The 25,093-nt window shown below is 39.4% G+C and carries 22 protein-coding genes; 8 read left to right on the forward strand and 14 right to left on the reverse strand.

Translation table 11 applies throughout. From position 1 onward, the window contains the following. The first annotated feature begins 25 nt into the window (after window positions 1-25). Together nanA and ACERCG_RS01115 are read left to right on the forward strand one after the other, a co-directional pair. The gene (gene nanA, locus ACERCG_RS01110; RefSeq protein WP_373610248.1) at window positions 26-901 is read left to right on the forward strand and encodes an N-acetylneuraminate lyase; all 876 of its coding nucleotides are present in this window, start codon (window positions 26-28) and stop codon (window positions 899-901) included. 164 nt (window positions 902-1,065) lie between these two features. Next, on the forward strand, window positions 1,066-1,629 hold the full coding sequence (locus ACERCG_RS01115; protein ID WP_373610249.1) for a hypothetical protein: 564 nt from the start codon (window positions 1,066-1,068) through the stop codon (window positions 1,627-1,629). A 50-nt stretch (window positions 1,630-1,679) separates the two neighbouring features. Here the strand turns inward: ACERCG_RS01115 and ACERCG_RS01120 are convergent, their stop codons facing one another. Both ACERCG_RS01120 and ACERCG_RS01125 read right to left on the reverse strand, forming a co-directional pair. After that, window positions 1,680-2,477 (reverse strand): hypothetical protein, encoded by a 798-nt coding sequence (locus ACERCG_RS01120; protein WP_373610250.1) that lies wholly within the window; start codon window positions 2,475-2,477, stop codon window positions 1,680-1,682. Between the two features lie 105 nt (window positions 2,478-2,582). Beyond that, a complete protein-coding gene (locus ACERCG_RS01125) occupies window positions 2,583-4,178 on the reverse strand; it encodes an ABC transporter substrate-binding protein (protein ID WP_373610251.1) in 1,596 nt (531 codons plus the stop codon). Between the two features lie 152 nt (window positions 4,179-4,330). Here ACERCG_RS01125 and mioC point away from each other — a divergent pair, with 152 nt between their 5' ends. Then, entirely contained in the window at window positions 4,331-4,774 is a 444-nt protein-coding gene (mioC, locus tag ACERCG_RS01130; protein WP_373610291.1) for an FMN-binding protein MioC, read from the forward strand. Window positions 4,775-4,782: 8 nt separating this feature from the next. Then, window positions 4,783-4,962, forward strand: coding sequence for a DUF1232 domain-containing protein (locus tag ACERCG_RS01135; RefSeq protein WP_373610252.1), 180 nt, complete (start codon window positions 4,783-4,785; stop codon window positions 4,960-4,962). 73 nt (window positions 4,963-5,035) lie between these two features. Here ACERCG_RS01135 and araA read toward each other — a convergent pair whose 3' ends face one another. The 7 genes from araA to proS form a co-directional block, all read right to left on the reverse strand. Then, window positions 5,036-6,532, reverse strand: coding sequence for an L-arabinose isomerase (gene araA / locus ACERCG_RS01140; protein WP_373610253.1), 1,497 nt, complete (start codon window positions 6,530-6,532; stop codon window positions 5,036-5,038). A gap of 10 nt (window positions 6,533-6,542) precedes the next feature. Beyond that, complete coding sequence (locus tag ACERCG_RS01145) at window positions 6,543-8,141, reverse strand: xylulokinase (RefSeq protein ID WP_373610254.1); 1,599 nt, start codon at window positions 8,139-8,141, stop codon at window positions 6,543-6,545. Window positions 8,142-8,269: 128 nt separating this feature from the next. Then, on the reverse strand, window positions 8,270-9,124 hold the full coding sequence (araC, locus tag ACERCG_RS01150; RefSeq protein ID WP_373610255.1) for an arabinose operon transcriptional regulator AraC: 855 nt from the start codon (window positions 9,122-9,124) through the stop codon (window positions 8,270-8,272). A 16-nt stretch (window positions 9,125-9,140) separates the two neighbouring features. Then, the gene (araH, locus tag ACERCG_RS01155) at window positions 9,141-10,112 is read right to left on the reverse strand and encodes an L-arabinose ABC transporter permease AraH (protein ID WP_373610256.1); all 972 of its coding nucleotides are present in this window, start codon (window positions 10,110-10,112) and stop codon (window positions 9,141-9,143) included. 26 nt (window positions 10,113-10,138) lie between these two features. After that, the gene (araG, locus tag ACERCG_RS01160) at window positions 10,139-11,629 is read right to left on the reverse strand and encodes an L-arabinose ABC transporter ATP-binding protein AraG (RefSeq protein WP_373610257.1); all 1,491 of its coding nucleotides are present in this window, start codon (window positions 11,627-11,629) and stop codon (window positions 10,139-10,141) included. A 29-nt stretch (window positions 11,630-11,658) separates the two neighbouring features. After that, window positions 11,659-12,672 (reverse strand): arabinose ABC transporter substrate-binding protein, encoded by a 1,014-nt coding sequence (locus tag ACERCG_RS01165; RefSeq protein WP_373610258.1) that lies wholly within the window; start codon window positions 12,670-12,672, stop codon window positions 11,659-11,661. 327 nt (window positions 12,673-12,999) lie between these two features. After that, window positions 13,000-14,715 (reverse strand): proline--tRNA ligase, encoded by a 1,716-nt coding sequence (proS, locus tag ACERCG_RS01170; protein WP_373610260.1) that lies wholly within the window; start codon window positions 14,713-14,715, stop codon window positions 13,000-13,002. A gap of 172 nt (window positions 14,716-14,887) precedes the next feature. Here proS and ACERCG_RS01175 point away from each other — a divergent pair, with 172 nt between their 5' ends. Then, window positions 14,888-15,730: a hypothetical protein gene (locus tag ACERCG_RS01175; RefSeq protein WP_373610261.1), complete on the forward strand. Its 843-nt coding sequence runs from the start codon at window positions 14,888-14,890 to the stop codon at window positions 15,728-15,730. 47 nt (window positions 15,731-15,777) lie between these two features. Here ACERCG_RS01175 and htpG read toward each other — a convergent pair whose 3' ends face one another. Beyond that, complete coding sequence (gene htpG / locus ACERCG_RS01180; RefSeq protein WP_373610262.1) at window positions 15,778-17,658, reverse strand: molecular chaperone HtpG; 1,881 nt, start codon at window positions 17,656-17,658, stop codon at window positions 15,778-15,780. Between the two features lie 160 nt (window positions 17,659-17,818). On the opposite strand from htpG, the gene ACERCG_RS01185 reads away from it, so the two are divergent. From ACERCG_RS01185 to recG, 3 genes are read left to right on the forward strand one after another with little or no spacing between them, the layout of a single operon-like run. Beyond that, window positions 17,819-18,106 (forward strand): type II toxin-antitoxin system Phd/YefM family antitoxin, encoded by a 288-nt coding sequence (locus ACERCG_RS01185; RefSeq protein WP_373610263.1) that lies wholly within the window; start codon window positions 17,819-17,821, stop codon window positions 18,104-18,106. Continuing rightward, window positions 18,106-18,534, forward strand: a complete 429-nt coding sequence (locus tag ACERCG_RS01190; RefSeq protein ID WP_373610264.1) for a type II toxin-antitoxin system VapC family toxin — start codon at window positions 18,106-18,108, stop codon at window positions 18,532-18,534. The genes ACERCG_RS01185 and ACERCG_RS01190 overlap by 1 nt, the downstream gene beginning before the upstream one ends. Window position 18,535: 1 nt before the next feature. Continuing rightward, window positions 18,536-20,617: an ATP-dependent DNA helicase RecG gene (recG, locus tag ACERCG_RS01195; protein WP_373610265.1), complete on the forward strand. Its 2,082-nt coding sequence runs from the start codon at window positions 18,536-18,538 to the stop codon at window positions 20,615-20,617. A 42-nt stretch (window positions 20,618-20,659) separates the two neighbouring features. On the opposite strand, the gene ACERCG_RS01200 is transcribed toward recG, so the two are convergent. The 4 genes from ACERCG_RS01200 to ACERCG_RS01215 form a co-directional block, all read right to left on the reverse strand. Beyond that, window positions 20,660-21,589 (reverse strand): nucleoside hydrolase, encoded by a 930-nt coding sequence (locus tag ACERCG_RS01200; RefSeq protein WP_373610266.1) that lies wholly within the window; start codon window positions 21,587-21,589, stop codon window positions 20,660-20,662. Between the two features lie 50 nt (window positions 21,590-21,639). Then, window positions 21,640-23,292 carry a phospho-sugar mutase gene (locus ACERCG_RS01205; protein ID WP_373610267.1) on the reverse strand — a complete coding sequence of 551 codons (1,653 nt, stop codon included), beginning with the start codon at window positions 23,290-23,292 and terminating at the stop codon, window positions 21,640-21,642. Window positions 23,293-23,517: 225 nt separating this feature from the next. Then, window positions 23,518-24,147, reverse strand: a complete 630-nt coding sequence (locus ACERCG_RS01210; RefSeq protein ID WP_373610268.1) for a tellurite resistance TerB family protein — start codon at window positions 24,145-24,147, stop codon at window positions 23,518-23,520. A gap of 85 nt (window positions 24,148-24,232) precedes the next feature. Then, on the reverse strand, window positions 24,233-24,694 hold the full coding sequence (locus ACERCG_RS01215; RefSeq protein ID WP_373610269.1) for a YchJ family protein: 462 nt from the start codon (window positions 24,692-24,694) through the stop codon (window positions 24,233-24,235). Between the last annotated feature and the right edge of the window lie 399 nt (window positions 24,695-25,093).

Raw genomic sequence — 25,093 nt, forward strand, 5'->3', positions numbered from 1 at the left:
TCTTTCAAAAACTCCGGAGATTCAAATGAAAAGTTTAAAAGGTATTTTTAGTGCGTTACTCGTTTCTTTTAACGAAGACGGCTCAATCAATGAACAAGGCTTACGCCAAATTATCCGCCACAACATCGATAAAATGAAAGTGGACGGTTTATACGTTGGCGGCTCAACGGGCGAAAACTTTATGCTTTCAACCGAAGAGAAAAAAGAGATCTTCCGCATTGCAAAAGATGAAGCGAAAGATGACATTGCCTTAATCGCTCAAGTGGGTAGTGTAAACTTAAAAGAAGCAGTGGAATTAGGTAAATACGCAACAGAATTAGGCTATGACAGCTTATCAGCGGTAACACCGTTCTACTACAAATTCAGCTTCCCTGAAATCAAATACTACTACGACACCATTATTGCAGAAACAGGCAATAATATGATCGTGTACTCTATTCCATTCCTAACAGGTGTGAATATGGGGATTGAGCAATTCGGCGAGCTTTACAAAAACCCGAAAATCTTAGGTGTTAAATTTACCGCTGGCGATTTCTACCTATTAGAACGCTTGAAAAAAGCCTACCCGAACCACCTAATCTGGGCTGGTTTTGATGAAATGATGTTACCTGCTGCGGTATTAGGCGTAGATGGTGCAATCGGCTCAACCTTTAACGTAAACGGTATTCGTGCAAGACAAATTTTTGAATTAGCTCAGCAAGGTAAAATCAAAGAAGCACTTGAAATTCAACACGTTACAAACGACTTAATTGAAGGTATTTTAGGCAACGGCTTATACCAAACCATCAAAGGTTTATTAGAAGAAGAAGGTGTTCAAGCAGGCTACTGCCGTGAACCAATGACAAAACTCAACGCACAACAAAAAGCAGTTGTAAAAGAGTTAAAAGCGAAATTTCTTTAATTTAAGTTGCAAAAAAATGAACGAAAATAACCGCTTGTTACTTACAAGCGGTTATTTTTTCTCAAAAATTTGCTATTTAGCGAAAAAAATATCTAGATAAGATAAGATAAGATAAGATAAGATAAGAGGCTCATTTTAACCCTTAAATACAAGGATTCTACTCTATGATGAAAAAATTAATTAAATTCTCTGCTTTGTCTTTCGTTATCTCTGCAGCTTTAATAACGCACTCACAAAAAGCGTTTGCTGTATCTCCAGCAAATCCTGCTGATATCGAAAAATATCTTATTAAAAGCCCTTATATGGATTTTCAAGTGACTATTAATCGAGCGATGATAGTAAACTCAATTAAATCTGAATATGAACTCAATGAAATACAACGTGCGTGTTTAGGTAGCATCGAGGGTAATCCAAACTATCTAGAAGTACTTGAGCCATATTTTAAAGGTATCTTGACTGAAGAAGAAATTAAAGAAGCTGATGATTTCTTTGCAACCAGTGCTGGACAAAAACTTGCTGAAGTTCTATTACGTCAAGCGGGTTATGAGAACTTACCACCATTTATTCCACCAACAGCAGAAGAAAAAGAAGAAATTGTTAAAGCTACTACCAAACCATTCTTTGTAAAAACAAAAGCAGACACAGATGCAATGAGCGAAGAAGATGCAATTAAGTTTACATTACCTATTTATGAAAAAGAGATAGCTCGTTGCAAAATTTCTTCGTAAAAAACAAAATTACCGCTTACAAGCGGTAATTTTTTCTCAAAAATTTGCAATTAGTGCAGCCATTCTGCTTTTTCTACTGGAGAGTAACGGCTGCCATTATATTTTAATCGCACTTTTTCTTGGCGATAGTTTTCTGATTTTAACTCCCTGCCTATATCATAAAACCCCGTACTCCAGATATGTTGGGTAATATCCGCTTTCAAAATAATATCATTGAAACCCTTGGTCTGTTTGTTATCCATTTGCAATACAAGGTTTGACGTTTCAGTTTTGGTTTCTTTATCATCTAAAATATTCCAAAAGGTCATCGGATAATCAAAGACAAGTTTTAACTTTTCGTTATCTGGCACAAATAACATCAAATAGTCATTTGCCCAATACTCTGGAGCACTTGGACCACGAGCAGCGTTATTAAACCTCACGCCGAAAGCTCTTACTTTGTCGTTTAGAATATAACGGGCGGTATCAATTTTAAGGCTATCTGCATTCACATCAATAGAGGCATCGATCTCCATATCCTGCTCCCACGATTGCAATATCGCATTATCATTCACACGAGCAACAAAAAGCGTCCATTTAGGCGTGTTTTCGTGATCGTCTTGATAATTTTCTTTGCTGTATTTAGGTTCTATAACCGCATAACTCACTAAAGTTTCCGCTGAATTGTTAGGAGCAGTTTTACAGGCAGAGGCTAAAGCACGAGCAGAAAGTTGCTCTTGAGCAATCTTAAAATGATGAGCAATCATTTGATGTTGTTGCTCAGCACAAATCTGAGTGTGATTACTTTCATCTGCTTTGATTGGAGTGGCAAGCGTAAGTACGAAAGATAAAAAGAGTGTCTTTTTCATATAGGCTTATCTGTATAGAAAGGTAACTTATTCTAAAAGAAAAGCAGTCTATTCTCTACCGAACTTTGCAAAAAAGTGGCAAAAATAGACCGCTTGTATAACATATTACTCCGCTAAACTCACCCCATAGAATGGCGTATAACCAAACGGATTTTGCACAAAACCCTGAACTCTTTTACTTAATGGCACATAGTTGATAGCGTGAGCAAGAGGAATAAACGGCGTTTGTTCATTTACTATCTCTACGGCTTGCTGATAGAGCTTAGCCCGCTCCTCACGGTTTTGAGCTTGAACGGCTGTGGCTAATAATTGCTCAAATTTCTCATCACTCCAACGTCCATAATTTGTTCCCGGAATATTGGATTTGCTCAATAACGGGAAGAGGAAGTTATCAGGATCGCCGTTGCGACTTGTCCAACCATAAGTTCCGGCAAAAAACTCGCCTTCACGGGTGCGTTTATTAAAATCAGCCCATTCATGGGTAACTAATTTGGCTTTTACCCCAATTTTTGCCCAATCCGCCTGAATAATTTCAGCCGTTCGACGAGGATTTGGATTTGAAGGACGTACAACCGGCTGCACCCAAATTTCTGTTTCAAAACCATCGGCAAAGCCGGCTTCTGTTAATAGAGCTTTAGCTTTTTCAAGGTTAAATTCATATTGCGGTAAATTTGGATTATAGCCCAACACCGAATCAGGGAACGGATTACTTGCCACCGTGCCACCGCCTTGATAAACAGCCTCGACAATCGCTTTTTTATCGGTTGCATAATGCAAGGCTTGGCGAACTTTGGCATTATTTAAAGCAGGCTTGGTATTATTTAAGCCGATATAAGCTAAATTTAGCCCTTCCCTTTCTAATAAATTCACTTTTGGATCTTGCTTCATTTGAGTAATATCCGAAATATTCGGGAAATCAATCACATCGCATTCACCAGCTTTTAATTTTGCATAGCGTGTGCCTGCATCGGGCGTGATACTAAAAACAAGCCTATCAAACTTTGCTTTTCCCTCAAAGTAATCCGCATTTGCGGTATAACGAACATCTTGATCGGTTTGATATGCCTGGAAAATAAACGGCCCTGTACCGATTGGGATTTGATCAAGCAATTCAGGCTTACCCTCTGCAAGTAATTTATCCGCATATTCTTTTGAATAAATGGAGAGGAAATCCATAGCAACGGTGGTTAAAAATGGCGTATTTGGCTGATGTAATGTAATTTTCACGGCATGTTCATCAATTTTTTCTACCGACTTCAAAATTTTCGGCAGGTTCATCCAGTGATAGTAAAAATATGTGCCGTCTGATACCTTATGATATGGGTGGTTAGCATCTAACTGACGCTGAAATGAAAATAGTACATCATCAGCATTTAAAGGACGTGTTGGTGTAAAAGTTTTATTTGAATGGAATTTAACATCTTTCCTTAAATGAAAAAGGTAAGTTAAACCATCTTCACTGATTTCCCATTTTTCAGCCAAACTTGGCTCAACAGTTAATTCACCATCTTTAAACTTCAACAGACGGTTATAAATTTGCTGAGAGCTGGCGTTAAAATCGTTAGCATCATTGGTAATAGCAGGGCTTAGTTTCATTGGAGGTGTTGCAACACAGTTAATTAATGTATTCGCTGGGGCTGCCAACACCAAAGAGCTTGAACCCAATAACAAAACACTTAACATTGATTTAGAAAAACGCATAAATACTCCTCAATAGTTTATTTTAAGCTAACTTACTTGGCTTTTTGTTGTTTGCAAAATAACCAAAAGTTATAAAATATAATCTTTAGAATAATCGCTTGCAAAGCACGTTTTCTTAGCTAGAATAGCCAAAAATTATTTATAAGAGAGCTATTATGACATCTATTTGCATTATCACAGGCAGCACCTTAGGCGGTGCAGAATATGTTGCAGACCACATTAATGATGTATTATCCGAGCAAGGCTTTGAAGTAGAATTACACAACCAAGCAACCCTTTCAGATATTGAGGGGAAATCACATTTAATTGTGGTTACCTCTACACACGGAGCAGGCGAATTGCCCGAAAATATTCAACCTTTATTTGACGATTTAGCGAATAGCACGTCTGATTTCAACTCAATGAAATTTGGCGTTATTGGCTTAGGCAGCACTGATTACGATACATTCTGCAATGCGGTAAATATTGTTGAAGATGCCTTAAAAGCGAAAGGGGCAAATCAAGTGTGTGAATCTTTACGCATTGATGTGGTCAATAATTTTGATCACGATACCACCGCAGAAGAGTGGTTACCGTTTTTTGTAGAAAGTTTATAGGAACACAAATGAGCAGAATCCAAACAAAATCCCCAACTAACAAAATAAAATGGATTAAGATTGCAATTATCTTAATTTATATGTTCAGCCCTGTTGATATTCTGCCTGAAGCAATTCTAGGCCCGCTTGGATTGGTTGATGATGCTGCAGCACTAATGCTGTTGATTAAAACTATTTTGGACAAGTAGTTTGTAAAAAATCAGGAAAAAATGACCGCTTGTAATTTAAGTTTACAAGCGGTTATTTTATAAAACGCACTCTTTACTTAGCAAATTTATACGCTAAATCATTCCAGCGTAATTCATTTTTAAGTTGTGGTAGTTCCGTTTTTTCATTGATGTGAATAAATTCAATACCAAAATATTCTGCAAAAGTACGGAGCATATCCGCATCGATATCCAAGCTATAAGCACTGTGGTGTGCCCCACCTGCTAAAATCCACGCTTGCGTGCCAACATCAAAGCTTGGTTGGAGTTTCCAGAATGCGTGTCCAACAGGTAAATTTGGCATTTGGTTTGGTGCGTCGATAGCATCTAAATCCGCTACCACCATTCTGAAACGCTCACCCATATCAACCACTGTTGCATTAACCGCTTTACCAGCCTTTCCGCTGAAAATTAAACGAACAGGGTCAGCTTTACCGCCAATGCCAAGAGGTCTAATTGCTAACTTCGATTTTTCTTTCGCTATTGATGGGCAAACTTCAAGCATATGAGCCCCTAGCACGACTTGGTTTTTCTCATCTAAGTCGTAGGTGTAATCTTCCATAAAAGACGAACCATTTGGTAAGCCATATCCCATTACTTTAACGGCACGCACAAGAGCAGCGGTTTTCCAATCGCCCTCGCCACCAAAACCATAACCTTGTTCCATTAAGCGTTGTACCGCTAAGCCGGGTAATTGTTTAATGCCATTTAAGTTTTGGAAGTTATCGGTAAAGGCTTTAAATCCGCCATTATCCAAGAAGGTTTTTAAGCCAATTTCAATACGAGCTGAATATTCTAATGATTCTCTTGCTGAACCTTTTTCTTTCAAGCTCTCTTCAACATTATACAAGCGGTCATATTCTGCCAATAATTTGCGAACATCTTCATCAGAGATAGCATCAATCGCTTCTGCCAGTTCATAAACGCCATAACCATTCACGCTGTAACCAAAGACTTTTTGAGCTTCTACTTTATCGCCCTCTGTTACTGCAACTTCTCGCATATTATCGCCAAATCGAGCAATCTTAAGTTGTTTATGATCGTAAATTGCAACCGCCACACGCATCCAACGATTGAATTTATCTAATACGCTTTCATCTTGCCAATGCCCTACAACTATCGTTCTTGGTAAACGTAGGCGAGAGACAAGGAAACCAAATTCACGATCACCGTGAGCGGTCTGGTGCAAATTCATATAATCCATATCAATTTTATCCCACGGAATATGGCGATTAAATTGAGTATGGAACTGCACTAACGGTTTAGAGAATGCTTGTAGCCCTGCAATCCACATTTTGGCTGGTGAGAAGGTGTGCATCCACGCAATCGCACCGATACAGTTTTCTTGATTATTCGCTTCCTTACATACAGCAAACACTTCTCCAGGTGTTGTTGCAACAGGTTTTAGTTTGATTTTGACAAACGGATTTTGTTGATTAAGGTAATCGACAATTTCCGCTGCATCTTTTTCTACTTGTTTTAACGCTTCAGCCCCATATAAATGTTGGCTACCAACAATAAACCAAGCCTCGAGTGATTTAATAAATTCCATCAGAAAACTCCTATTCTTTAAATGCTAAAACGGCTTCTTTTACTACTCCTAGTCCTTTTTTATAACGTTGCATAAAGGCATCAAAACCTGCTGAGATTTCCGCATCAGGCTCTGCAACAGAAACAGAAGTAGTATTAAAAATTTGATGATTGAGATAATCGTCTAACGAAATCCCTTTTTGATGTTCATTGAGATAATTAGCTAATAATGCAATGCCCCAAGCACCGCCTTCACTTGCGGTTTGCATTGTGGCAATAGGTACATCTAGGGCAGAAGCTAAGAATTTTTGAGCGACATTTTCAGTTTTAAAAATACCGCCGTGTCCAAGAATTTGCGTAATTTCCACCATTTCTTGCTGCATTAAAATATCCATTCCAATCTTCATTGCCGCAAATGCTGTGTAGAGATGAACTCGCATAAAATTCGCTAAATTAAAATTCGCATTGGCGGGGTGCATAAAGGTAGGGCAACCTTCTGATAACCCCACGATATGCTCGCCCGAATAAAATCCATAAGAGAGTAAATTACCGCAATCGGCATCTCCCTCTAAGGCTTTTAAAAAGAGAGTTTGGTATAAGGTATCTGTATCACAAGATAAATTGAGAGCTGACAAGGTTTCTTTAAATAATCCAACCCACGCATTAATATCTGAAGAACAGTTATTAGAATGAGCCATAGCAACTAACTTACCTGTTGGTGTTGTGACCATACCCAATTCTTCATACACTTTTGAGAGCTCTTTCTGTAGTACGATCATCGCAAAAGCAGAAGTTCCTGCGGAAATATTGCCTGTTTTCTCAGAAATACTATTGGTTGCGACCATTCCCGTGCCAGCATCGCCTTCAGGTGGGCAAAGTATAGAACCCGCTTTTAATGAACCTGTTGGATCAAGCAATAATGCACCTTTCTCGGTTAAAATGCCTGCTTTTTCGCCTGCTACTAACACTTTCGGTAAGATATCTGATAAAGACCAACCAAATTGTTTATCTTTAATCAGTTCATCGAATTGAGAAAGCATTTGAGCATTGTAGTTTTGCGTAGCTAAGTCTATCGGAAACATACCTGACGCATCACCAATACCTAACACTTTTTCGCCCGTTAATTGCCAGTGCACATAACCTGCTAAGGTTGTTATAAAATTAACCTCAGGTAGATGTTCTTCCTTATTCAAAATAGCTTGATAGAGATGAGCAATACTCCAACGTTGTGGAATATTATAGTTAAAGAGTTGAGTTAATTGATGAGAGGCTTCAGCAGTGAAATTATTTCTCCAAGTGCGGAATGGCACAAGCAACTCATTTTGTTGATTAAACGCTAAATAGCCGTGCATCATCGCACTAATGCCGATATTGGCTATTTTTTGCAATGGTTGCCCATATTGCTGCTGCACATTTTCGGATAATGCTTTGTAAGCAGCTTGAACGCCCGTCCAAACTTCGTCTAAAGGATAAGTCCAAACACCATCGACAAAATGATTTTCCCAATTAAATCCGCCAACAGAAAGAATATCGCCTTTCTCATCAATTAAAACAGCCTTAATGCGGGTTGAACCAAATTCAATACCTAGAGAAACCTTTCCTTCAGTAATGGCTTTTTGTGCTTCTGACATAAAATACCCCCTAATAACATCTAATTGAGTGCTAGACTAACACCCAAATTTAAATAGAGTTAGGGGATAAACAGCTATTTATATGGACAAAACAGCTACATCATTTTAAATGAGATTAAGATCACAATTTATCTCGAATCCCTAAACGCCGAAGGGCTTAGCCCTGTATAACGTTTAAATAATCGAGTGAAATAGAGTTGATCGTCATAGCCTAGCTGACGGGCAATATGATAAATAGGGGCGTTCGAGGTATGCAATAAGTGCCTTGCTCTTATCATTCTCTGTTCTTCTCGCCATTTCACAATACTTGTACCTACTTGTTCTACAAATAAATGTGTTAAACGAGAAGGAGATATGTGGATATATTCTGCTAATTCTTCAATTTTATGGTTTAAGTGAATATCTTGTGAGATTAAATTACACACATCTAATATTCTTGGCTCTATTTTCCTTTTTTGATTAGAAGGCTCTAGCTCAATGCAGGTAATAATTAATTGTTCAAGTAAGCACATAGACATTGCTTCAGAAAACAAACGATTAGAGTTGTACTCTTTTTCAATTTGTTGAAATAAAGCCAAGATATTTTGATATGTTTTCTGATCTGGAATAGTTAATCTGCCTACATTTTCAATGGTATCACTCCATTTTAACCAATCCTTCCATAAGGTTCTGGCTCTGAAATAAATCCATTGGTGATGCCAAGAATCAGAATCAGGAGAGCGTTGATAATCGTGAACGGCATTCGGTGGAAATAAAAGAAGATCACCAACATTGCAATCAAATTGGTGATCATTTTGGAAAACTGAACCTTTTCCTTTTATGGTTAAATTGAGAATATAACCATTCATTCCATTTGGACGATAAATAGGAAAATCCAGTTCATTTGATTTTTCAATTTGGGTACAACCTGCCACTAAATAAGCATTAAAGTCATACCCGGGAAGTAAAGGATTAGTTTGTGAATCCTGTTTATGTTGAGGCATTTTACCCCCGATAATTTTATCTAAATATTTTTTGTTTATATTTATCAAAAATTACCGCTGCCATCAAGATTAAACCACGCACAACATATTGAGCAAATGGCGAAATATTGAGTAGGTTCATCACGTTTTCAATTGTACCTAGAATTAATACCCCAGCAATCACAAATGAAATTCGACCGACACCACCCGTTAATGAAACACCACCTAATACACAAGCAGAAATAGCGGTTAATTCAAAACCAACGGATGTCATTGGCTGACCACTTGTCATACGAGCAGCTAAGATAACCCCTGCAATGGCTGAAATCATTCCTGATACTACGAAAATCATTAATTTTGTGCGATCAACATTAATCCCTGCCAATCTTGCTGCTTCTTGATTACCGCCAATAGCTAATGTATTACGACCATAAGTGGTTTTACTGAGTAAGAAGCCAAAGATAATAAAGCAAATAACGGTAAACCAAATTGGAAGTGGTACACCTAAGAAATCTTGATAACCAATTTCAAAAAATTCCTCTTTAGTAATACCTACCGCTTTACCATCAGAAATAATGTAACCTAAACCACGAGCAATCTGCATACTAGCAAGTGTTGTGATTAGAGAGTTAATTTTAAGTTTTGCAATAATAAAACCATTTAATAAGCCAACACCAATACCTAATCCTACACCTGCTAAAACTCCAATCCAAACACTTTGAGTTTGATTGATAACTACCGCTGTTACAACACCTGCACAAGCAATTACAGAGGCTACAGATAAATCAATTTCGCCAGCAGCTAAACAGAATAACATTCCGCACGCAACCATTCCGCTCATTGAAATAGCTAAACCGAGTCCTTTCATATTAATCGCTGTAGCAAAATTAGGTACAAAAATACAAGCGACAATAAAAATAGCGAAGAAAATCAATAACATTCCATAAGCTGTCCAAATTCGATTAATTGGAGTCGCTGATTTTACATTTGTTGTTATTACATCTGACATAATAAATCCCTCTGTCGGTAAAAATTCTAGTGATTAACCATAGCAAGTTTTAAAATTCCAGCTTCTGTTGCATCATCTCGGCTAACTTCGCCTGTAATTTGTTGCCCTTTCATAACCATTATTCTGTCTGATAAACCTATTACTTCTGGTAAATCACTCGACACAACAATAATGGCTAATTTTTCATCTGCTAGTTTAAAAATTAAATCGTAAATTTCTGATTTAGCCCCAACATCAATTCCTCTTGTTGGTTCATCTAAAAGTAATACTTTTACATTTTCAGATAACCATCTCCCTAGAATGGCTTTTTGCTGATTACCGCCAGATAAATTCACAACTAATTGTTCAATAGATGGAGTTTTCACATTCATCTGTTTGCGTTGGAATTCTGCATTTTCCTTTTCCCACTTATCATTAATGATAAAACGTATAAAATTATGTAACCGTCTGGCACTAATATTGATATTTTCTCCAACTGTTGCTGTTGGAATAATACCTTCTTTTTTACGATCTTCTGGGCAAAGCACAATGCCATTTTCAATGGCATCTTTAGGCGAGTTAATAGATAGTTTCTCTCCATCTAATTCAATAGTGCCTTGTGTAATCTTATCTGCACCGAAAATCACTTTGAGTAATTCAGAACGTCCTGCTCCTACTAAACCGAACAAACCTAGCACTTCGCCTGCTTTTACACTTAAATTGAAATTACCTTTAAGGGCTGTTCCCGATAAATTAGAAATTCTTAAACGTTCTTCGCCAAGCTCTCTTAGGCGGTGGTTATAAATATCACCTAAATTACGCCCAACCATACTACGCACAAGATCATCATTAGTAATTTGAGATAAATCAGAGAAGGTTTGTACAAACTGCCCATCTTTTAATACAGTAATTTCATCGCTGATTCTAAAAATTTCTTCCATACGATGAGAAATATATAGAATTACTTTTCCTTCTGCTTTTAGCTCATTAATCACAGAAAATAACTTTTCAATTTCAGGGGCAGACAAACTACTGGTTGGCTCATCAAAGGCAATTATTTTTGCCCCATGACTTAATGCTTTAGCAATTTCAATCATCTGCCATTGACCAATAGATAAATCTTTAAGCTGAGTAGAAGGCGAAATATTCAGCTCCAATTTATCTAAATAAAATTGTGCAGTTTCTTCCAATTTCTTTTGATTTACCACACCAAAAGAGTGCGGAAATTGCCCTAAACATAAATTTTCAGCCACCGTCATTTCAGGAACAATATTTAATTCCTGATAAATAATCGCAACACCTGCTAATAAAGCATCTTTGGTATTACGGAAATTAACAGTTCTTCCACCAATATGTAACTTCCCTTTTGTTGCAGAATAGTTACCACTTAAAATCTTCAGTAAGGTGGATTTACCTGCACCATTTTCGCCCATTAATGCGTGAACTTTTCCTTCATAGCATTTAAATGAAACGCCCTGTAAAGCCTTAACACCGGGAAATTCTTTATAAATATTATCGAATTCTAAATATGCGACCATATATCCTCCTTACTGAAGTTATTTACCCATTAAAGCCCTTTCTTATCAAGTTCGGCTCTAAAATTCTCACGAGTCAGTAATACAGGATCGCCAATTGGTGTAAATTTAGGTGGTTCTACACCTTCTTTTACCCATTTATAAAGCATTTCTGTACTACGATAACCGTGAACGTCTGGGCTTGGTAATAATGAACCCACAAAACCAGTTGGATTTGGTTTAGAAAGCTCATTTACCGCATCAGTACCATTAATACCAATGCCAATCACATTTTCAGGTTTAAAGCCTTGACCTTCTGTTGCACGAACACCACCTAAAACGGTATTGTCATTCATACCTACAATTAACCAGTTTTTCACTTTAGGGTGTTGAACCAGCATTGAGTTCGCAGCATCTAAAGCTCCTGGAATATCATTACTTTTCGTTGGTGATTTATAAATTTTCTCTTGAGGGAAACCCGCTTTAATTAACGCATCAATCGAACCTTCTGTACGACGGCGAGCAGTATCTAATTCATCAGCTGTAATCGCAAGAACCGCTGTTTCATTAATATCCCAATTACGTTTTTGCATTTCTTTGTAAAGCTCTTGCCCTTGACGTTCCCCTATTTCTTTCGCTGCCATCATAATCAATGGCACATTTGTCATCGGTTCGCCCGCAGCATTTAAGAATTGATCATCAACAGTAACCACTTTTAAATCATAAGATCTCGCTTTTGCCATAATGGCAGGACCTAGTTTTGGATCAGGCGTACAAATAACGAAACCTTTCGCACCACTAGCAGCTAAATTATCTATAGCATTTAAGGTTTTCTCGCCATCTGGCACAGCAATTTTAATAATTTCTACATCACCAAGATCTTGAGCAGCTTTATCTGCAAAACGCCATTCGGTTTGAAACCAAGGCTCTTCAGGCTGTTTTACTAAGAAGCCTAATTTAAATTTTTCAGCATCTTTTGCATAAGTGATATTTGAATATAATCCAGTTACAGCAAGAACAGAGACAGCTAAAATTGATTTTAAAAAACGTCTTTTGCTCGTTTTCATAGGAAACTCCTTAAAATGAAACTTTAGTATTTACTTAAAAGCTAACAGGCTTACAACTTAAGCAGCCTCATATTACCTATATATTGCTGCAAGATATGTGATCTATTTCACATTATAAATTTATAGCAAAAAAATCCATATATTCGACAATTAAGTCCTTATAAAAAAGGTAATATTTTTTACAGGCAAGAAAAAACCGCTTGTAAATCAACATTTACAAGCGGTTACAAAAAGCACCGCTTTTTGAACGTTGGCTTTGCCAACGGCAGCGAAGCTGTGAGCAATCCTTACAAGGATTGTGAATAATTTTATGAAAAATATTGCAAATTACGCCTTCACATTCTCTTTCAAGAAATCTAATAAGCTCTCTTTCGCAATCATCTGTTTCTCACCATTGCGACGGTTTTTATATTCGATTTCACCGTTCTCAAGGTTTTTCTCGCCGATAACCACCATATGCGGTACACCGATAAGCTCCATATCCGCAAACATTACGCCTGGGCGTTCTTTACGATCATCAAAAATCACATCAACACCTTGAGCTTTTAAGGTAGCATATAGCTCTTCAGCGAATGCTTGGACTTTTTCCGATTTATGCATATTCATCGGCACAATCGCCACGGTGAAAGGGGCAATTTCATCACAAGGCCAAATAATACCACGATCATCATAATGCTGTTCAATCGCTGCTGCCACCACACGGGTAACACCAATTCCGTAGCAACCCATTGTCATCACCAGCGGTTTACCGTCTTCACCTTGCACGGTGGCTTTCATTGCTTCTGAGTATTTTGTGCCTAATTGGAAAATATGCCCCACTTCAATACCCCGTTTGATTTGAAGTATGCCTTTACCGTCTGGGCTTGGGTCACCTTCCACCACATTGCGTAAATCTACAATTTCCGGCACCGCAACATCACGTTCCCAGTTCACGTTAAAGTAGTGTTTGCCGTCAATATTCGCTCCACAGCCAAAATCTGACATCAACGCCACTGAGCGGTCAATAATCACCGGAATCGGCATATTCACTACACCTAACGAGCCAACACCAGCACCGATTTTCGCTTTGATTTCTGCTTCATCAGCGAACTCTAGCGGATCTGCTACTAATGGGTGTTTTTGTGCTTTGATTTCATTTAAATCGTGGTCGCCACGAATCACTAACGCAATTAATGGCTGCTCTTCCGTTGCACCTTTTACGATTAAGGTTTTAACGGTTTTCTCAATCGCTAAACCGTGATTTTCTACTAATTCTGCAATGGTTTTCGCATTTGGCGTATCCACTAATTCCATAGCTGCCGTTGGAGCTTGGCGTTCGCCTACCGCCACCGCTTCCGCTAATTCAATGTTTGCGGCAAAATCTGATTCGGTTGAAAACACCACATCGTCTTCACCACTTGAGGCTAATACTTGGAACTCGTGCGACGCTGAGCCACCAATAGAACCCGTATCTGCCTGTACCGCTCGGAAATCTAAGCCTAAGCGTGTGAAAATGTTGCTGTAAACCTGATACATAATATCGTAGGTTTCTTGCAAGCTCTCTTTGGTTGTATGGAAAGAGTAAGCATCTTTCATCACAAACTCACGGGAACGCATTACGCCAAAACGGGGGCGAACTTCATCACGGAATTTGGTTTGAATTTGATATAAGTTAAGTGGAAGTTGTTTGTAAGAAGAAACTTCACGGCGAACTAAATCAGTAATCACTTCTTCGTGAGTTGGACCAAGCACGAAATCACGCTCACCACGATCTTTAAAACGTAGCAATTCAAGGCCGTAATCGTTCCAACGACCTGATTCCACCCATAATTCCGCAGGCTGAACCACAGGCATTAACACCTCAATTGCTCCGCCTTTGTTCATCTCTTCACGAATGATATTTTCCACTTTTTTCAACACTTTGATTCCCGTTGGCAACCAGTTGTATAAACCTGATGCCATCGGGCGAATCATACCCGCTCGCAACATTAACTGGTGGCTAACCACCTGTGCATCATTCGGGGTTTCTTTCAAGGTTGAAAATAAATACTGACTTGTACGCATTGTTATTCCTATTCTCTTTGAATTTTTAAAAGCTCGAAAAATTTGTCTATTTTAAAACAAAGCGGTTAGATTTTCAGGAAATTTTGCAAATTTTTATCTAAATCTAACCGCTTGTTGTGTATTGCGTTCAAAAAATGTTAGGATAACGAAAACGTAATAAAGGAGATCAACTATGTCTAGAGTATTGTTATTAATTGCACTGGTTTTGGTGGCATTTATTGGCGGTAATTATCTTATCGACAATAAAGACAACAAAAAGGACGAAAAAGTAGAGACAGTAGAACCAGCAAAAACTGAACCTCAACAACCCTCTCAACAAGTTGCTGAGCAGCACAAAGAATTGGAAGTAAAAAATCCTGATCCACTTCCGCCTGTTACAAAAGAAGAAGCGGCAGCTCAAGCAAAAGAGGCTGAACCAACCGTAAACCCTAGCGAAAAACAATCTCTACCGGAAGAACAATCCCTCGAAGGGCATCAGCAACAACAACCGGCAGAGTTGCCTGAAGCAAATAAATCCGCCGCACCGCCGGAAGCTAAAACATTAGCCAATGAGCAAAAACCGGAAGCTCACGCTAAAACCCTTGAACATAACCCAACGGCAGCATCAACAGGCGTAGCACCTGAAGCTAAACCGGACGTTCAACAAACTACGCCTGAAGAGTTATCTAAAGCCGTTGGTCAGAAAGAGCCGGATCCGCATAAAGAGCAAGCATTGCCGGAAGAGCAATCTTTAGAAGGTCATCGAGAGCAGAAAGCAGCACAGCAGCCGGAAACCAATCAAGAAGCTTCTAGCACTGAGCCAATGGCAATGGAATCTACAAACCAAGTTCAGCCACAAGCTCCATCTTCTGGCGATAAACCTGTTGAACAGCAAAAAACGCCTGAACAACAATCTAAAGCGATTGGTCAAGAAGAACCGGATCCGCATAAAGAGCAAGGATTACCAGAAGAGCAATCGCTTGAAGGAAATCGAGAGCAAAAGGCGGAACAGCAACCAGAAACGAATAAACAATAATTCTTTCTAGCAAAAAACCACCTTCAATGAAGGTGGTTTTTTGCTTATTACCCTAAGAGTTTATTCATTCGCTTAATAAACACTGTTGGATTTTCCAATGTGCCTCGTTCCGCTAATAATGCTTGCTCAAACAGTAGTTCAATCCAGTCGTTGAACTCGTCATCACTCGCAATATCTGCCACTTTTTTCACCATTGCATGATCTGGATTTAGCTCGAAAGTATATTTCACTTCCGGTGCTTGTTGCCCCATTGCGGCAAACAGTTTTGCCATTTGGGTGGTCATTTCATCGCTATCGGTAGAAACCACTGCCGGTGTGTCGGTTAAGCGGTGAGTGAGCACCACATTTTTCACACGGTCGCCGAAGTAGCCTTTGGCTCGCTCTAAGAATGACCCGAACTCCGCCTCTTGGGCTTTTTGCGTCTCTTCTTCCGCTTTGTCGGCAAGGTCGCCTAAGTCTAAATCTGACTTAGTAATGCTTTGTAACGGTTTGCCGTCAAACTCGGTGAGATGGCTGATTAACCACTCGTCAATGCGGTCAGAAAGCAGTAATACTTCAATGCCTTTTTTGTTGAATAGCTCTAAGTGTGGGCTGTTTTTTGCAGCCTGATAGCTATCGGCAGTTAAGAAGTAGATGGCTTTCTGCCCCTCTTTCATTCTTGCAATATAATCGGCAAAACTGACCGCTTGTTCGCTACTGTCTGTGTTTGTTGAAGCAAAACGGAGCAAGCCTGACACCTGTTGTTTGTTGGCAAAATCTTCGCCCACGCCCTCTTTCAGCACTAAGCCGAACTCTTTCCAGAATTGAGCGTATTTTTCCGCATCGTCTTTCGCCAATTTTTCCAGTAACTGTAATGCTCGTTTGGTAAGAGCTGAGCGGAGCGATTGGGTTACACGGTTTTCTTGTAGAATTTCACGGCTGACATTCAGTGGGAGGTCGTTGGTGTCTAACAAGCCACGCATAAAACGCAGGTAGTTCGGCATAAAGACTTCCGCATCGTCCATAATAAATACGCGTTGAACGTAGAGTTTCAAGCCGTGTTTCTGCTCGCGTTGGAACAGATCCCACGGGGCTTTACTCGGCACATAGAGCAAGCTGGTGTACTCTTGTTTACCCTCCACTTTGTTGTGCGACCAGAGCAGTGGGTCGGCAAAATCGTGGCTGATGTGTTTGTAGAACTCTTTGTATTCTTCGTCTGAAATTTCGTTTTTTGAACGCGTCCAAAGGGCTTGGGCTTTGTTAATTTTTTCCCATTTTTGACCGCTTGGTTTGCCTTCGTCATCATATTCATTGGTCTGAATTTCTACCACCAAGCCGATATGGTCGGAGTATTTGCCGATAATTTCACGCAGACGCCATTCGCTCAGGAACTCTTTTTCTTCCGCACGCAAATGTAAAATGATTTCCGTACCACGATCTGCTTTGTCTAAATCCGCAATAGTGTATTCGCCTTCGCCTGCGGATTCCCAAATCACGCCTTGTTCAGCTGGTACGCCTGCGACACGGGTTTTGACGGTGACTTTATCCGCCACAATAAATGACGAGTAGAAGCCCACCCCAAACTGCCCGATAAGCTGGCTGTCTTTGGCTTGCTCTGTGCCGAGCGAGGCTAAAAACTCTTTAGTGCCTGATTTCGCAATCGTGCCGAGATGGTCGATCACCTGCTCACGGGTCATACCGATACCGTTATCGGCAATGGTAATCGTGCCAAGCGTTTCATCAATCGACACACGCACACGCAACTCGCCATCGCCCTCATATAAAGCGGGTTCGGAGAGAGCTTTGAAACGGAGCTTGTCCGCCGCATCACTTGAGTTGGAAATTAGCTCACGCAGGAAAATTTCTTTGTTAGAGTAGAGAGAATGGATCATCAGCTGTAACAGCTGTTTTACTTCCGATTGGAAGCCACGGGTTTCTTGATTTGCCATTGTGTATTCCTTTTTCATTTAAAAACAGAAACTAGATGGGGCAAGCGGTCAAATTTTCAAGACTTTTTGCAAATTTTATCGATTAAACTGCTGATAATTTGAAAAAGTTTACTACATTTAATAAAATATCTTCATCTTTTTACTACATTTTGGAGGCGATATGGCAATTACCATTACTTCAAGAGAGTTTAACCAAAACGCCAGCAAAGTATTAAAAATGGCGGAAAAAGAACCTGTTTTTATTACAAAATGGGGGAAAGTTGTGAATGTAGTTTCGAGCTATGTGGATTATCAGCAGAAAAAATCTGTCGAACCTAGCTTTGAAGAACTTTTTACCTCATCGAGCAATGATGATGTTAGCGATGAATTTTGGGAAGATTTTGAGCAAACATTAACCGAAATCAGTAAAAGTAATAAAGTTAGATCAATTGATTTTGGAGATGAGTAATGTATCGCTATCTTTTTGATACCAACGTTGTTTCCGAACTTTATAAGTTAAGAAACGATAAAATGGACTTAAATGTGCGGCAATGGCTGAAAAACATTAATCCAAGCCAAACCAACATTAGTTGTATTACGCTCTCTGAAATCAAAACAGGCATTTTATTAAAAGCCCGTAAAGATCAAGAACAAGCTACACGATTAAACAGCTGGTTTGAGAATAATGTTTTAAAAGCGTATCAAGCAAAAGCCTTCCCGGTAAATAATGAAATCGCTTTGCTTGCCTCTGAGTACCATATTTCTAATAAGATGGATTTGAACGATGCCTATATTGCTGCAACAGCTAAATATTATAATCTGATATTGGTTACTCGTAACTTGAAAGACTTCGCACGTTGCGATGTGCGTTTGTTTAACCCTTTTGAAACTGCATAAAATGAGAGAACAATTATTAGACGGCGTACCTTTAACCACACTTTCGGGTGTGGGAGCAACTATTTCTGAAAAACTAAGCCGAATTGGAATTAATAATGTGCAAGATTTACTGTTTCATCTGCCGATGAGATATGAAGATCGCACCCGCATTACCCCGATTGCGGACGTTCGCCCTGAAAGTTTTGCCACCATTGAAGGTTATGTTCTGCTTACTGAAGTGCAATTTGGTCGCAGGCCTATTCTATCGGTTACTCTTTCGGACGGCACGAGCAAAATTATGCTCAAATTCTTTAATTTTAATGCAGGAATGAAAAATAGCCTTGCTACAGGTGTTCGAGTAAAGGCGTTTGGCGAAATTAAGCGTGGACGTTTTATGGCGGAGATTCATCACCCTGAATATCAAATTATCCGCAATAATCAACCGCTTGAGCTTGCCGAAACGCTAACGCCGATTTATTCCACCACCGAAGGGTTAAAACAAACCTCTCTACGCAAACTCACCGAACAAGCTTTGGCATTATTAGATAAAGTTAAAGTCGCTGAGCTTTTGCCCGATGAATACAATCCGCACAAATATAGTTTAAAAGAGGCGTTGCAGTTATTACATCGCCCACCGCCAACAATTTCTGCCGAAGTGTTAGAAAAAGGCGAACACCCAGCCCAAAAACGGCTGATCTTTGAAGAGTTATTGGCTCATAATTTGGCGATGCAACAGCTCCGTTTAGGGGTAAAACAGCAGTTTGCCCAACCTTTAACTTATCAAACTGACATCAAACAACGCTTTTTGACGAGTTTACCTTTTCAGCCAACCAATGCTCAAAGCCGAGTAACTGCCGATATTGAGCAAGATTTAGCACGCTCAAGCCCGATGATGCGTTTGGTGCAAGGCGATGTAGGTTCGGGTAAAACGCTCGTTGCTGCCCTTGCTGCTCTGCTTGCGATTGATAATGGCAAACAGGTTGCGTTAATGGCTCCAACTGAAATTCTAGCCGAACAACACTCTAACAATTTTGCGAATTGGCTCAATCCGTTTGACATTGAGGTGGGCTGGCTTGCGGGCAAAGTGAAAGGCAAGGCGAGAACCGCTCAATTAGAAGCAATAAAAAACGGCGATGTGCAGATGATTATCGGCACGCACGCTCTGTTCCAAGAAAATGTGGAATTTCATAATCTTGCTTTAGTGATTATTGATGAACAACACCGTTTCGGGGTACATCAACGTTTAACTTTGCGTGAAAAAGGGGCGAAAGAGAATGTTTATCCGCATCAGCTGATTATGACCGCAACCCCGATTCCCCGCACGCTAGCAATGACGGTGTATGCTGATTTAGATACCTCTATTATTGACGAATTGCCACCGGGTAGAACGCCAATTACCACCGTAGTGATTTCTGAAGATCGGCGAGCAGAAATTGTGCAACGGGTTTACCAAGCCTGTAAACAAGAAAACCGCCAAGCCTATTGGGTATGTACGCTCATTGATGAATCTGAAGTATTGGAAGCTCAAGCCGCAGCGGCGATTGCTGAAGATTTACAACGTGCCTTGCCTGATTTGAGAATCGGCTTAGTACACGGGCGAATGAAACCGCAGGAAAAACAAGCGATTATGGCGGAATTTAAAGCGGCTCATTTAGATTTATTGGTTGCCACAACGGTTATTGAAGTGGGTGTTGATGTGCCGAATGCCAGCCTAATGATTATCGAAAATTCCGAGCGTTTAGGTTTAGCCCAGCTCCACCAATTACGAGGTCGTGTTGGGCGAGGGGCAACGGCTTCTCACTGTGTGCTGATGTATAAGCCGCCGTTAGGCAAAATTTCTAGCAAGCGATTACAAGTAATGCGAGATAGCCAAGATGGTTTCTATATAGCGGAAAAAGATTTGGAAATTCGTGGCACAGGGGAAATTCTTGGCACAAAACAGACAGGAATGGCAGAATTTAAAGTGGCTGATTTAATGCGAGATAGAAAAATCATTCCGCTCGTGCAACGCTACGCCAAGCAAATTATTAGCGAAAATCCACCGCTTGCACAGGCATTAATTAAGCGTTGGTTGGACGAAAAGACAGAATATACGAATGCTTAATATATTTCTCATATGGGCGAACCAATGTGTTCGCCCAATATTTTATAGATTTCGCACCGAATCGATCACCAAATCCCAAAAACGGTCTTTGTCTAATTTTTTCGCTACCCAAGTATTACATTGTTTTGGCGGATAACGGAAATCCGCCACTGTCATTCCAAGCGTATGCGTGCCGGTTAACTCAATATTGACCGGCACTTGCTGAACTTCAATCAAACTTGGGTCAATCACATACGCCACCGCACAGGCATCGTGAACCGGTGGGGCATCAAAGCCTTGGGCCTGTTTATACATTTTGGTAAAGAACGCTAACAGCTCGACAACAAACTGTCCAGCCTTGCTATTTAAGGCTTTAAAACGTTCTACTACATCAGGAGTTGCAAGGGCTTGATGAGTAAGATCTAAGCCAACCATCGTAACTTTCCAGCCTGCATTAAACACAATGTGAGCAGCTTCTGGGTCAATTTTAATATTAAATTCTGCCACCGCACTCCAGTTACCTGTGTGATAGCCTCCGCCCATCAACACCACTTCTTTCACTCTTTCAATAATCCGAGGCTCAAGGCGGGCAGCTAAGGCAATATTGGTTAACCCACCGGTCGGCACTAAAGTAATACTTTTCTCCGGGTGTGACATTACCAAATCAATAATTAATTGAGCGGCGTGTTTTTCAGAAAATTGCTGGGTAGGTTCAGGGAGTATTGGCCCGTCCATCCCCGAATCGCCGTGAATATCTGGGGCGGTTTCTACTTCTCGAACTAATGGGCGAGGGCAACCTTTAGCAAAAGGAATACCCCGAATATTAGCAATTTCCGCCACCGCCAACGCATTACGAGAGACTTTCTCTAAGGTTTGATTACCAACAACAGTCGTAACCGCAAGTAAATCAATATTTGGATTTCCCCAAGCTAACATAATTGCGATTGCATCATCGTGCCCTGGGTCGCAATCCAGAATAATTTTTTTAGCCATACTATCTCCTTTAAAAAAGGGAGAGCAAAGCTCTCCCTATTTATAGATTATTAACAATCTTGTTTGCCGTATTGTTCTTGACGAAGCAATGCACGCACGCTTTCATCAAATTGCGCTAGAACTTCATCGGCATTTTTCGGATCAGTGCCACGAGCGTCTAAATAGAATTTAATTTTCGGCTCAGTGCCTGAAGGGCGAACAATCAAGCGACTGCCGTTTTCTAAAATGAAGACTAAAATATCGCTTTGGCGATCTGTTTTGGTGTGATCGATAAATTCAGCCACTTTAAAGCCACCAATTTCTGCTGGAGGATTATTGCGTAGTGCAGTCATTAATTTACCGATTTCCGCTAAATCGCAAACTCTGATAGAAATTTGACCGCTTACATAAGCCCCAAACTCTTTCACAAACTCAGCGGTGTAATCGGCAAGGGTTTTACCCTCTTGTTTTAAGCTGCACACTAAATCTAAGAACATAATCGCCGCTGAAATACCGTCTTTATCACGCACTTTATCAGGATCAACTAAGTAGCCTAATGCCTCTTCAAAGCCGAATAATAGATTTTCAACTTTGCCGATATATTTAAAACCTGTTAGTGTTTCTTCTGACTCTAAACCATATTTTTTCGCAATTTCAGCTAACGCAGGGGAAGACACTAATGAGCAAGCCAATACGCCTTTTTTGCCTTGTGCGTGGTATTGTTTCGCTAAATACCAGCCTAAGAAACAGCCAATTACATTACCGTGCAGAGGTTTCCAGTTGCCTTCACTATCAGGCACCGCTACGGCTAAACGGTCTGCATCAGGGTCATTGGCGATAATAAATTCTGCATTTTTCTCTTTCGCTAATTCAATGGCTAAATCTAACGCCCCTTTCTCTTCTGGATTTGGGAAGTTTACTGTTGGGAATGAGCCGTCCGGCTGAATTTGTGCTTCCACTAAATGCGGTTGTGGCAAACCTGCTTTTGCTAAGGTTTTGCTTAATACTTCATAGCCTACACCGTGCATTGCGGTATAAACATAGTTAATTTCTGCTTTTGGTTGTTTCGCCAGTGACGCTGTTTTCTCAATATATTTATTGACTACTTCATCATCTAAAACCGTAAAATCTTGGCTGCGAGGTAAATCTGCAATGCTGCCTGCGGCTACTTTATCAATTAATGCTGCGATTTCTTTATCCGCTGGCGAAACGATTTGTCCGCCACCATTGGCTTTACCTAAATAAACTTTATAGCCGTTATCTTCAGGTGGATTGTGGCTTGCAGTTACCATTACCCCTGCAGTGGTATCAAAATATTGAATTGCAAAGGCAAGAACAGGGGTTGGTAATTTGCGAGGTAATAAGTAAGTTTTAATGCCTGCGGCTGCCATAATTTCAGCAGTATCACGAGCAAATACATCAGAGTTTTTACGACCATCGTAACCAATTACAATAGAAGGGGTTTTATCATAACCTTTTACAAACTCTGCTAAACCACCAGCCGCTTGAGCGACCAATACACAGTTCATACCTTGTGAACCTGCCTGCAATCTACCACGCAAACCTGCCGTACCGAATTGTAAGCGACCATCAAAACGAGCTTCCAACTCTGCTTTCGCTTTTTCATCAGATTGAGCAGCTTGAATAAGCTGTTCTAACTCTGCGCGGGTTTCTGCATCAGGGTCTTGATTTAACCAATTTTGAGCAACTTGGAAAATAGTCATTTTTTACTCCTTTGTAATTTAAATTTTGAGTTAGACTAACGCAATGAGCCCTTGTTTTAAAGGATTTATTTGCTTTTTTGTGATCGAGTTATCAAATAAAAATCAGGCAAACGTTTACTTAATTTTTGAGCTTATAATAAAAAGAACAAGCGATTATATTTCACAAGTTTTTTGCAAAAAACTCTCAAAATATAACCGCTTGTATCTAAACTAAAATAAGTTTAATTAGAAACCTGCATCTTTTTCTAACTGCTCAACTAACGCATCTGGTAAACCGAGTGCATTTGCTAAATTTGCTAAGAAAATGATTTCTTTACGCTCTAATTTTGTACATACCGCACGAGCTGCAAGATAAACTTGCGTTGCAAGAGCTTGATCATTACCTACTTGTCGAGCAATTTCAACTACGCTTGCAGGGTTGTTAATTTCTTGGTTAATCCACGCTAAAACTTCTGGATCTTGTGATACTTGTGCCACAATAGCTGCTTTTTCATCTTCGGTAATCTCACCGTCTGCTGCCGCTGCCGCAATCATTGCTTGCAAAATAACTTTACTTGCTTCATTTGTATCAACTTCTTTAAAATTACTTTGGTTTAATGTAGTTGCCGACGCATTTTGCTCTTGATATCGTTGATATGCTTGATAAGCAAGGCTACCTAATGCAGCTAAAGAACCTAATTTCGCTAAACCCGATCCGCCTTTACGTCCAAATAACATAGAAATAAGACCAAGAGCTGCCGCACCGCCACCTACTTTAGCAATTTGATCATTTTTCGTATTACCTTTAATTAACCCATTAGTTGCTGCATCTTTTGCTGTATTTAAAACTTGGTTTAAAATCTTACTGAAATCCATTTTTAGTTCTCCTGTAGGTAAGTTAGTCGTGAATGAGTAGAATTTATTCTTTAGTCTCTATTATTTAAAAAGAGTTCAGCTAAAATTAAAGATAATAACCGCAGCAATGTTTAAACTTTTTACCTGAGCCACATACACAATTTTGTTTTTGGTTTGGTAAAGGAACAGTTGGATCAACAAAGTACCATTTATCAGAAATATTAACGAATAAAGATAATTCGTGATGAGCTTTTACGCCATCTTCTGTCTCAAAAAATGCCTTAAATTCAACCTGACTATGTATTTTAGAAAGATTAGGCAAATGCTTTATTATTTCTAATCCTGCCCATTTTGTATTTTCTCCCCACGCTTTCATTGCTACTTGGTCAAGAAATTTTTGCTGACTTGGTACGGTTGTTTCAACAATATAAGGGATATTAACCAAGGTATAAGCCGAATAGCGTGAGCGCATAAGTTGCTCTGTAGTTTCTGGCATCTTAGCTTTCAAATGAAAAGGCTCACAACATTCCGTATAGTTTTTGCCTGATTGGCAATTACAAGTGGTCATTTTTTCTCACTTTTTTACACATTAAATAGGTTTGAAATTTTACTTTATAAATAAAAGAAAATAAATTTAATCTAAAAAGCGTGACATACCTGTTGTGGATAACTTATGGAAAAATAGAGATTTATTTGGGAGTAATTAGTGAAAATCTATCTATTTTTCTTCTTTTGTGGATAACTTTAGATTTTATCCACAAGTTAGATCGTAATTTAATCTGATCTATTCACTTCGCAAATACCTTATAACCTGTTGTTTTTATTATATAAAAATTCATATACACATTTTAAAAGGGATCTAATAAGAATAATAGTAAAGATCTTTATATAGATCTATATTATCTTTAACGATCACTTATATAGATCTTTTCCATTAAAAATCTATTTCACTGATGATCCCTTTTTA

The organism is Mannheimia sp. E30BD (assembly GCF_041807785.1).
In the GTDB taxonomy this organism is placed as follows: domain Bacteria; phylum Pseudomonadota; class Gammaproteobacteria; order Enterobacterales; family Pasteurellaceae; genus Mannheimia.

Coding starts and splice junctions, on each gene's coding strand:
- nanA (WP_373610248.1), top strand. CDS start 26: ATGAAAAGTTTAAAAGGTATTTTTAGTGCGTTACTCGTTTCTTTTAAC.
- ACERCG_RS01205 (WP_373610267.1), bottom strand. CDS start 23,292: ATGACTATTTTCCAAGTTGCTCAAAATTGGTTAAATCAAGACCCTGAT.
- araC (WP_373610255.1), bottom strand. CDS start 9,124: ATGCCTCAACATAAACAGGATTCACAAACTAATCCTTTACTTCCCGGG.
- ACERCG_RS01210 (WP_373610268.1), bottom strand. CDS start 24,147: ATGGATTTCAGTAAGATTTTAAACCAAGTTTTAAATACAGCAAAAGAT.
- proS (WP_373610260.1), bottom strand. CDS start 14,715: ATGCGTACAAGTCAGTATTTATTTTCAACCTTGAAAGAAACCCCGAAT.
- ACERCG_RS01175 (WP_373610261.1), top strand. CDS start 14,888: ATGTCTAGAGTATTGTTATTAATTGCACTGGTTTTGGTGGCATTTATT.
- ACERCG_RS01115 (WP_373610249.1), top strand. CDS start 1,066: ATGATGAAAAAATTAATTAAATTCTCTGCTTTGTCTTTCGTTATCTCT.
- htpG (WP_373610262.1), bottom strand. CDS start 17,658: ATGGCAAATCAAGAAACCCGTGGCTTCCAATCGGAAGTAAAACAGCTG.
- ACERCG_RS01125 (WP_373610251.1), bottom strand. CDS start 4,178: ATGCGTTTTTCTAAATCAATGTTAAGTGTTTTGTTATTGGGTTCAAGC.
- ACERCG_RS01190 (WP_373610264.1), top strand. CDS start 18,106: ATGTATCGCTATCTTTTTGATACCAACGTTGTTTCCGAACTTTATAAG.
- ACERCG_RS01215 (WP_373610269.1), bottom strand. CDS start 24,694: ATGACCACTTGTAATTGCCAATCAGGCAAAAACTATACGGAATGTTGT.
- araA (WP_373610253.1), bottom strand. CDS start 6,532: ATGGAATTTATTAAATCACTCGAGGCTTGGTTTATTGTTGGTAGCCAA.
- ACERCG_RS01200 (WP_373610266.1), bottom strand. CDS start 21,589: ATGGCTAAAAAAATTATTCTGGATTGCGACCCAGGGCACGATGATGCA.
- recG (WP_373610265.1), top strand. CDS start 18,536: ATGAGAGAACAATTATTAGACGGCGTACCTTTAACCACACTTTCGGGT.
- ACERCG_RS01135 (WP_373610252.1), top strand. CDS start 4,783: ATGAGCAGAATCCAAACAAAATCCCCAACTAACAAAATAAAATGGATT.
- ACERCG_RS01120 (WP_373610250.1), bottom strand. CDS start 2,477: ATGAAAAAGACACTCTTTTTATCTTTCGTACTTACGCTTGCCACTCCA.
- araH (WP_373610256.1), bottom strand. CDS start 10,112: ATGTCAGATGTAATAACAACAAATGTAAAATCAGCGACTCCAATTAAT.
- araG (WP_373610257.1), bottom strand. CDS start 11,629: ATGGTCGCATATTTAGAATTCGATAATATTTATAAAGAATTTCCCGGT.
- ACERCG_RS01185 (WP_373610263.1), top strand. CDS start 17,819: ATGGCAATTACCATTACTTCAAGAGAGTTTAACCAAAACGCCAGCAAA.
- ACERCG_RS01165 (WP_373610258.1), bottom strand. CDS start 12,672: ATGAAAACGAGCAAAAGACGTTTTTTAAAATCAATTTTAGCTGTCTCT.
- ACERCG_RS01145 (WP_373610254.1), bottom strand. CDS start 8,141: ATGTCAGAAGCACAAAAAGCCATTACTGAAGGAAAGGTTTCTCTAGGT.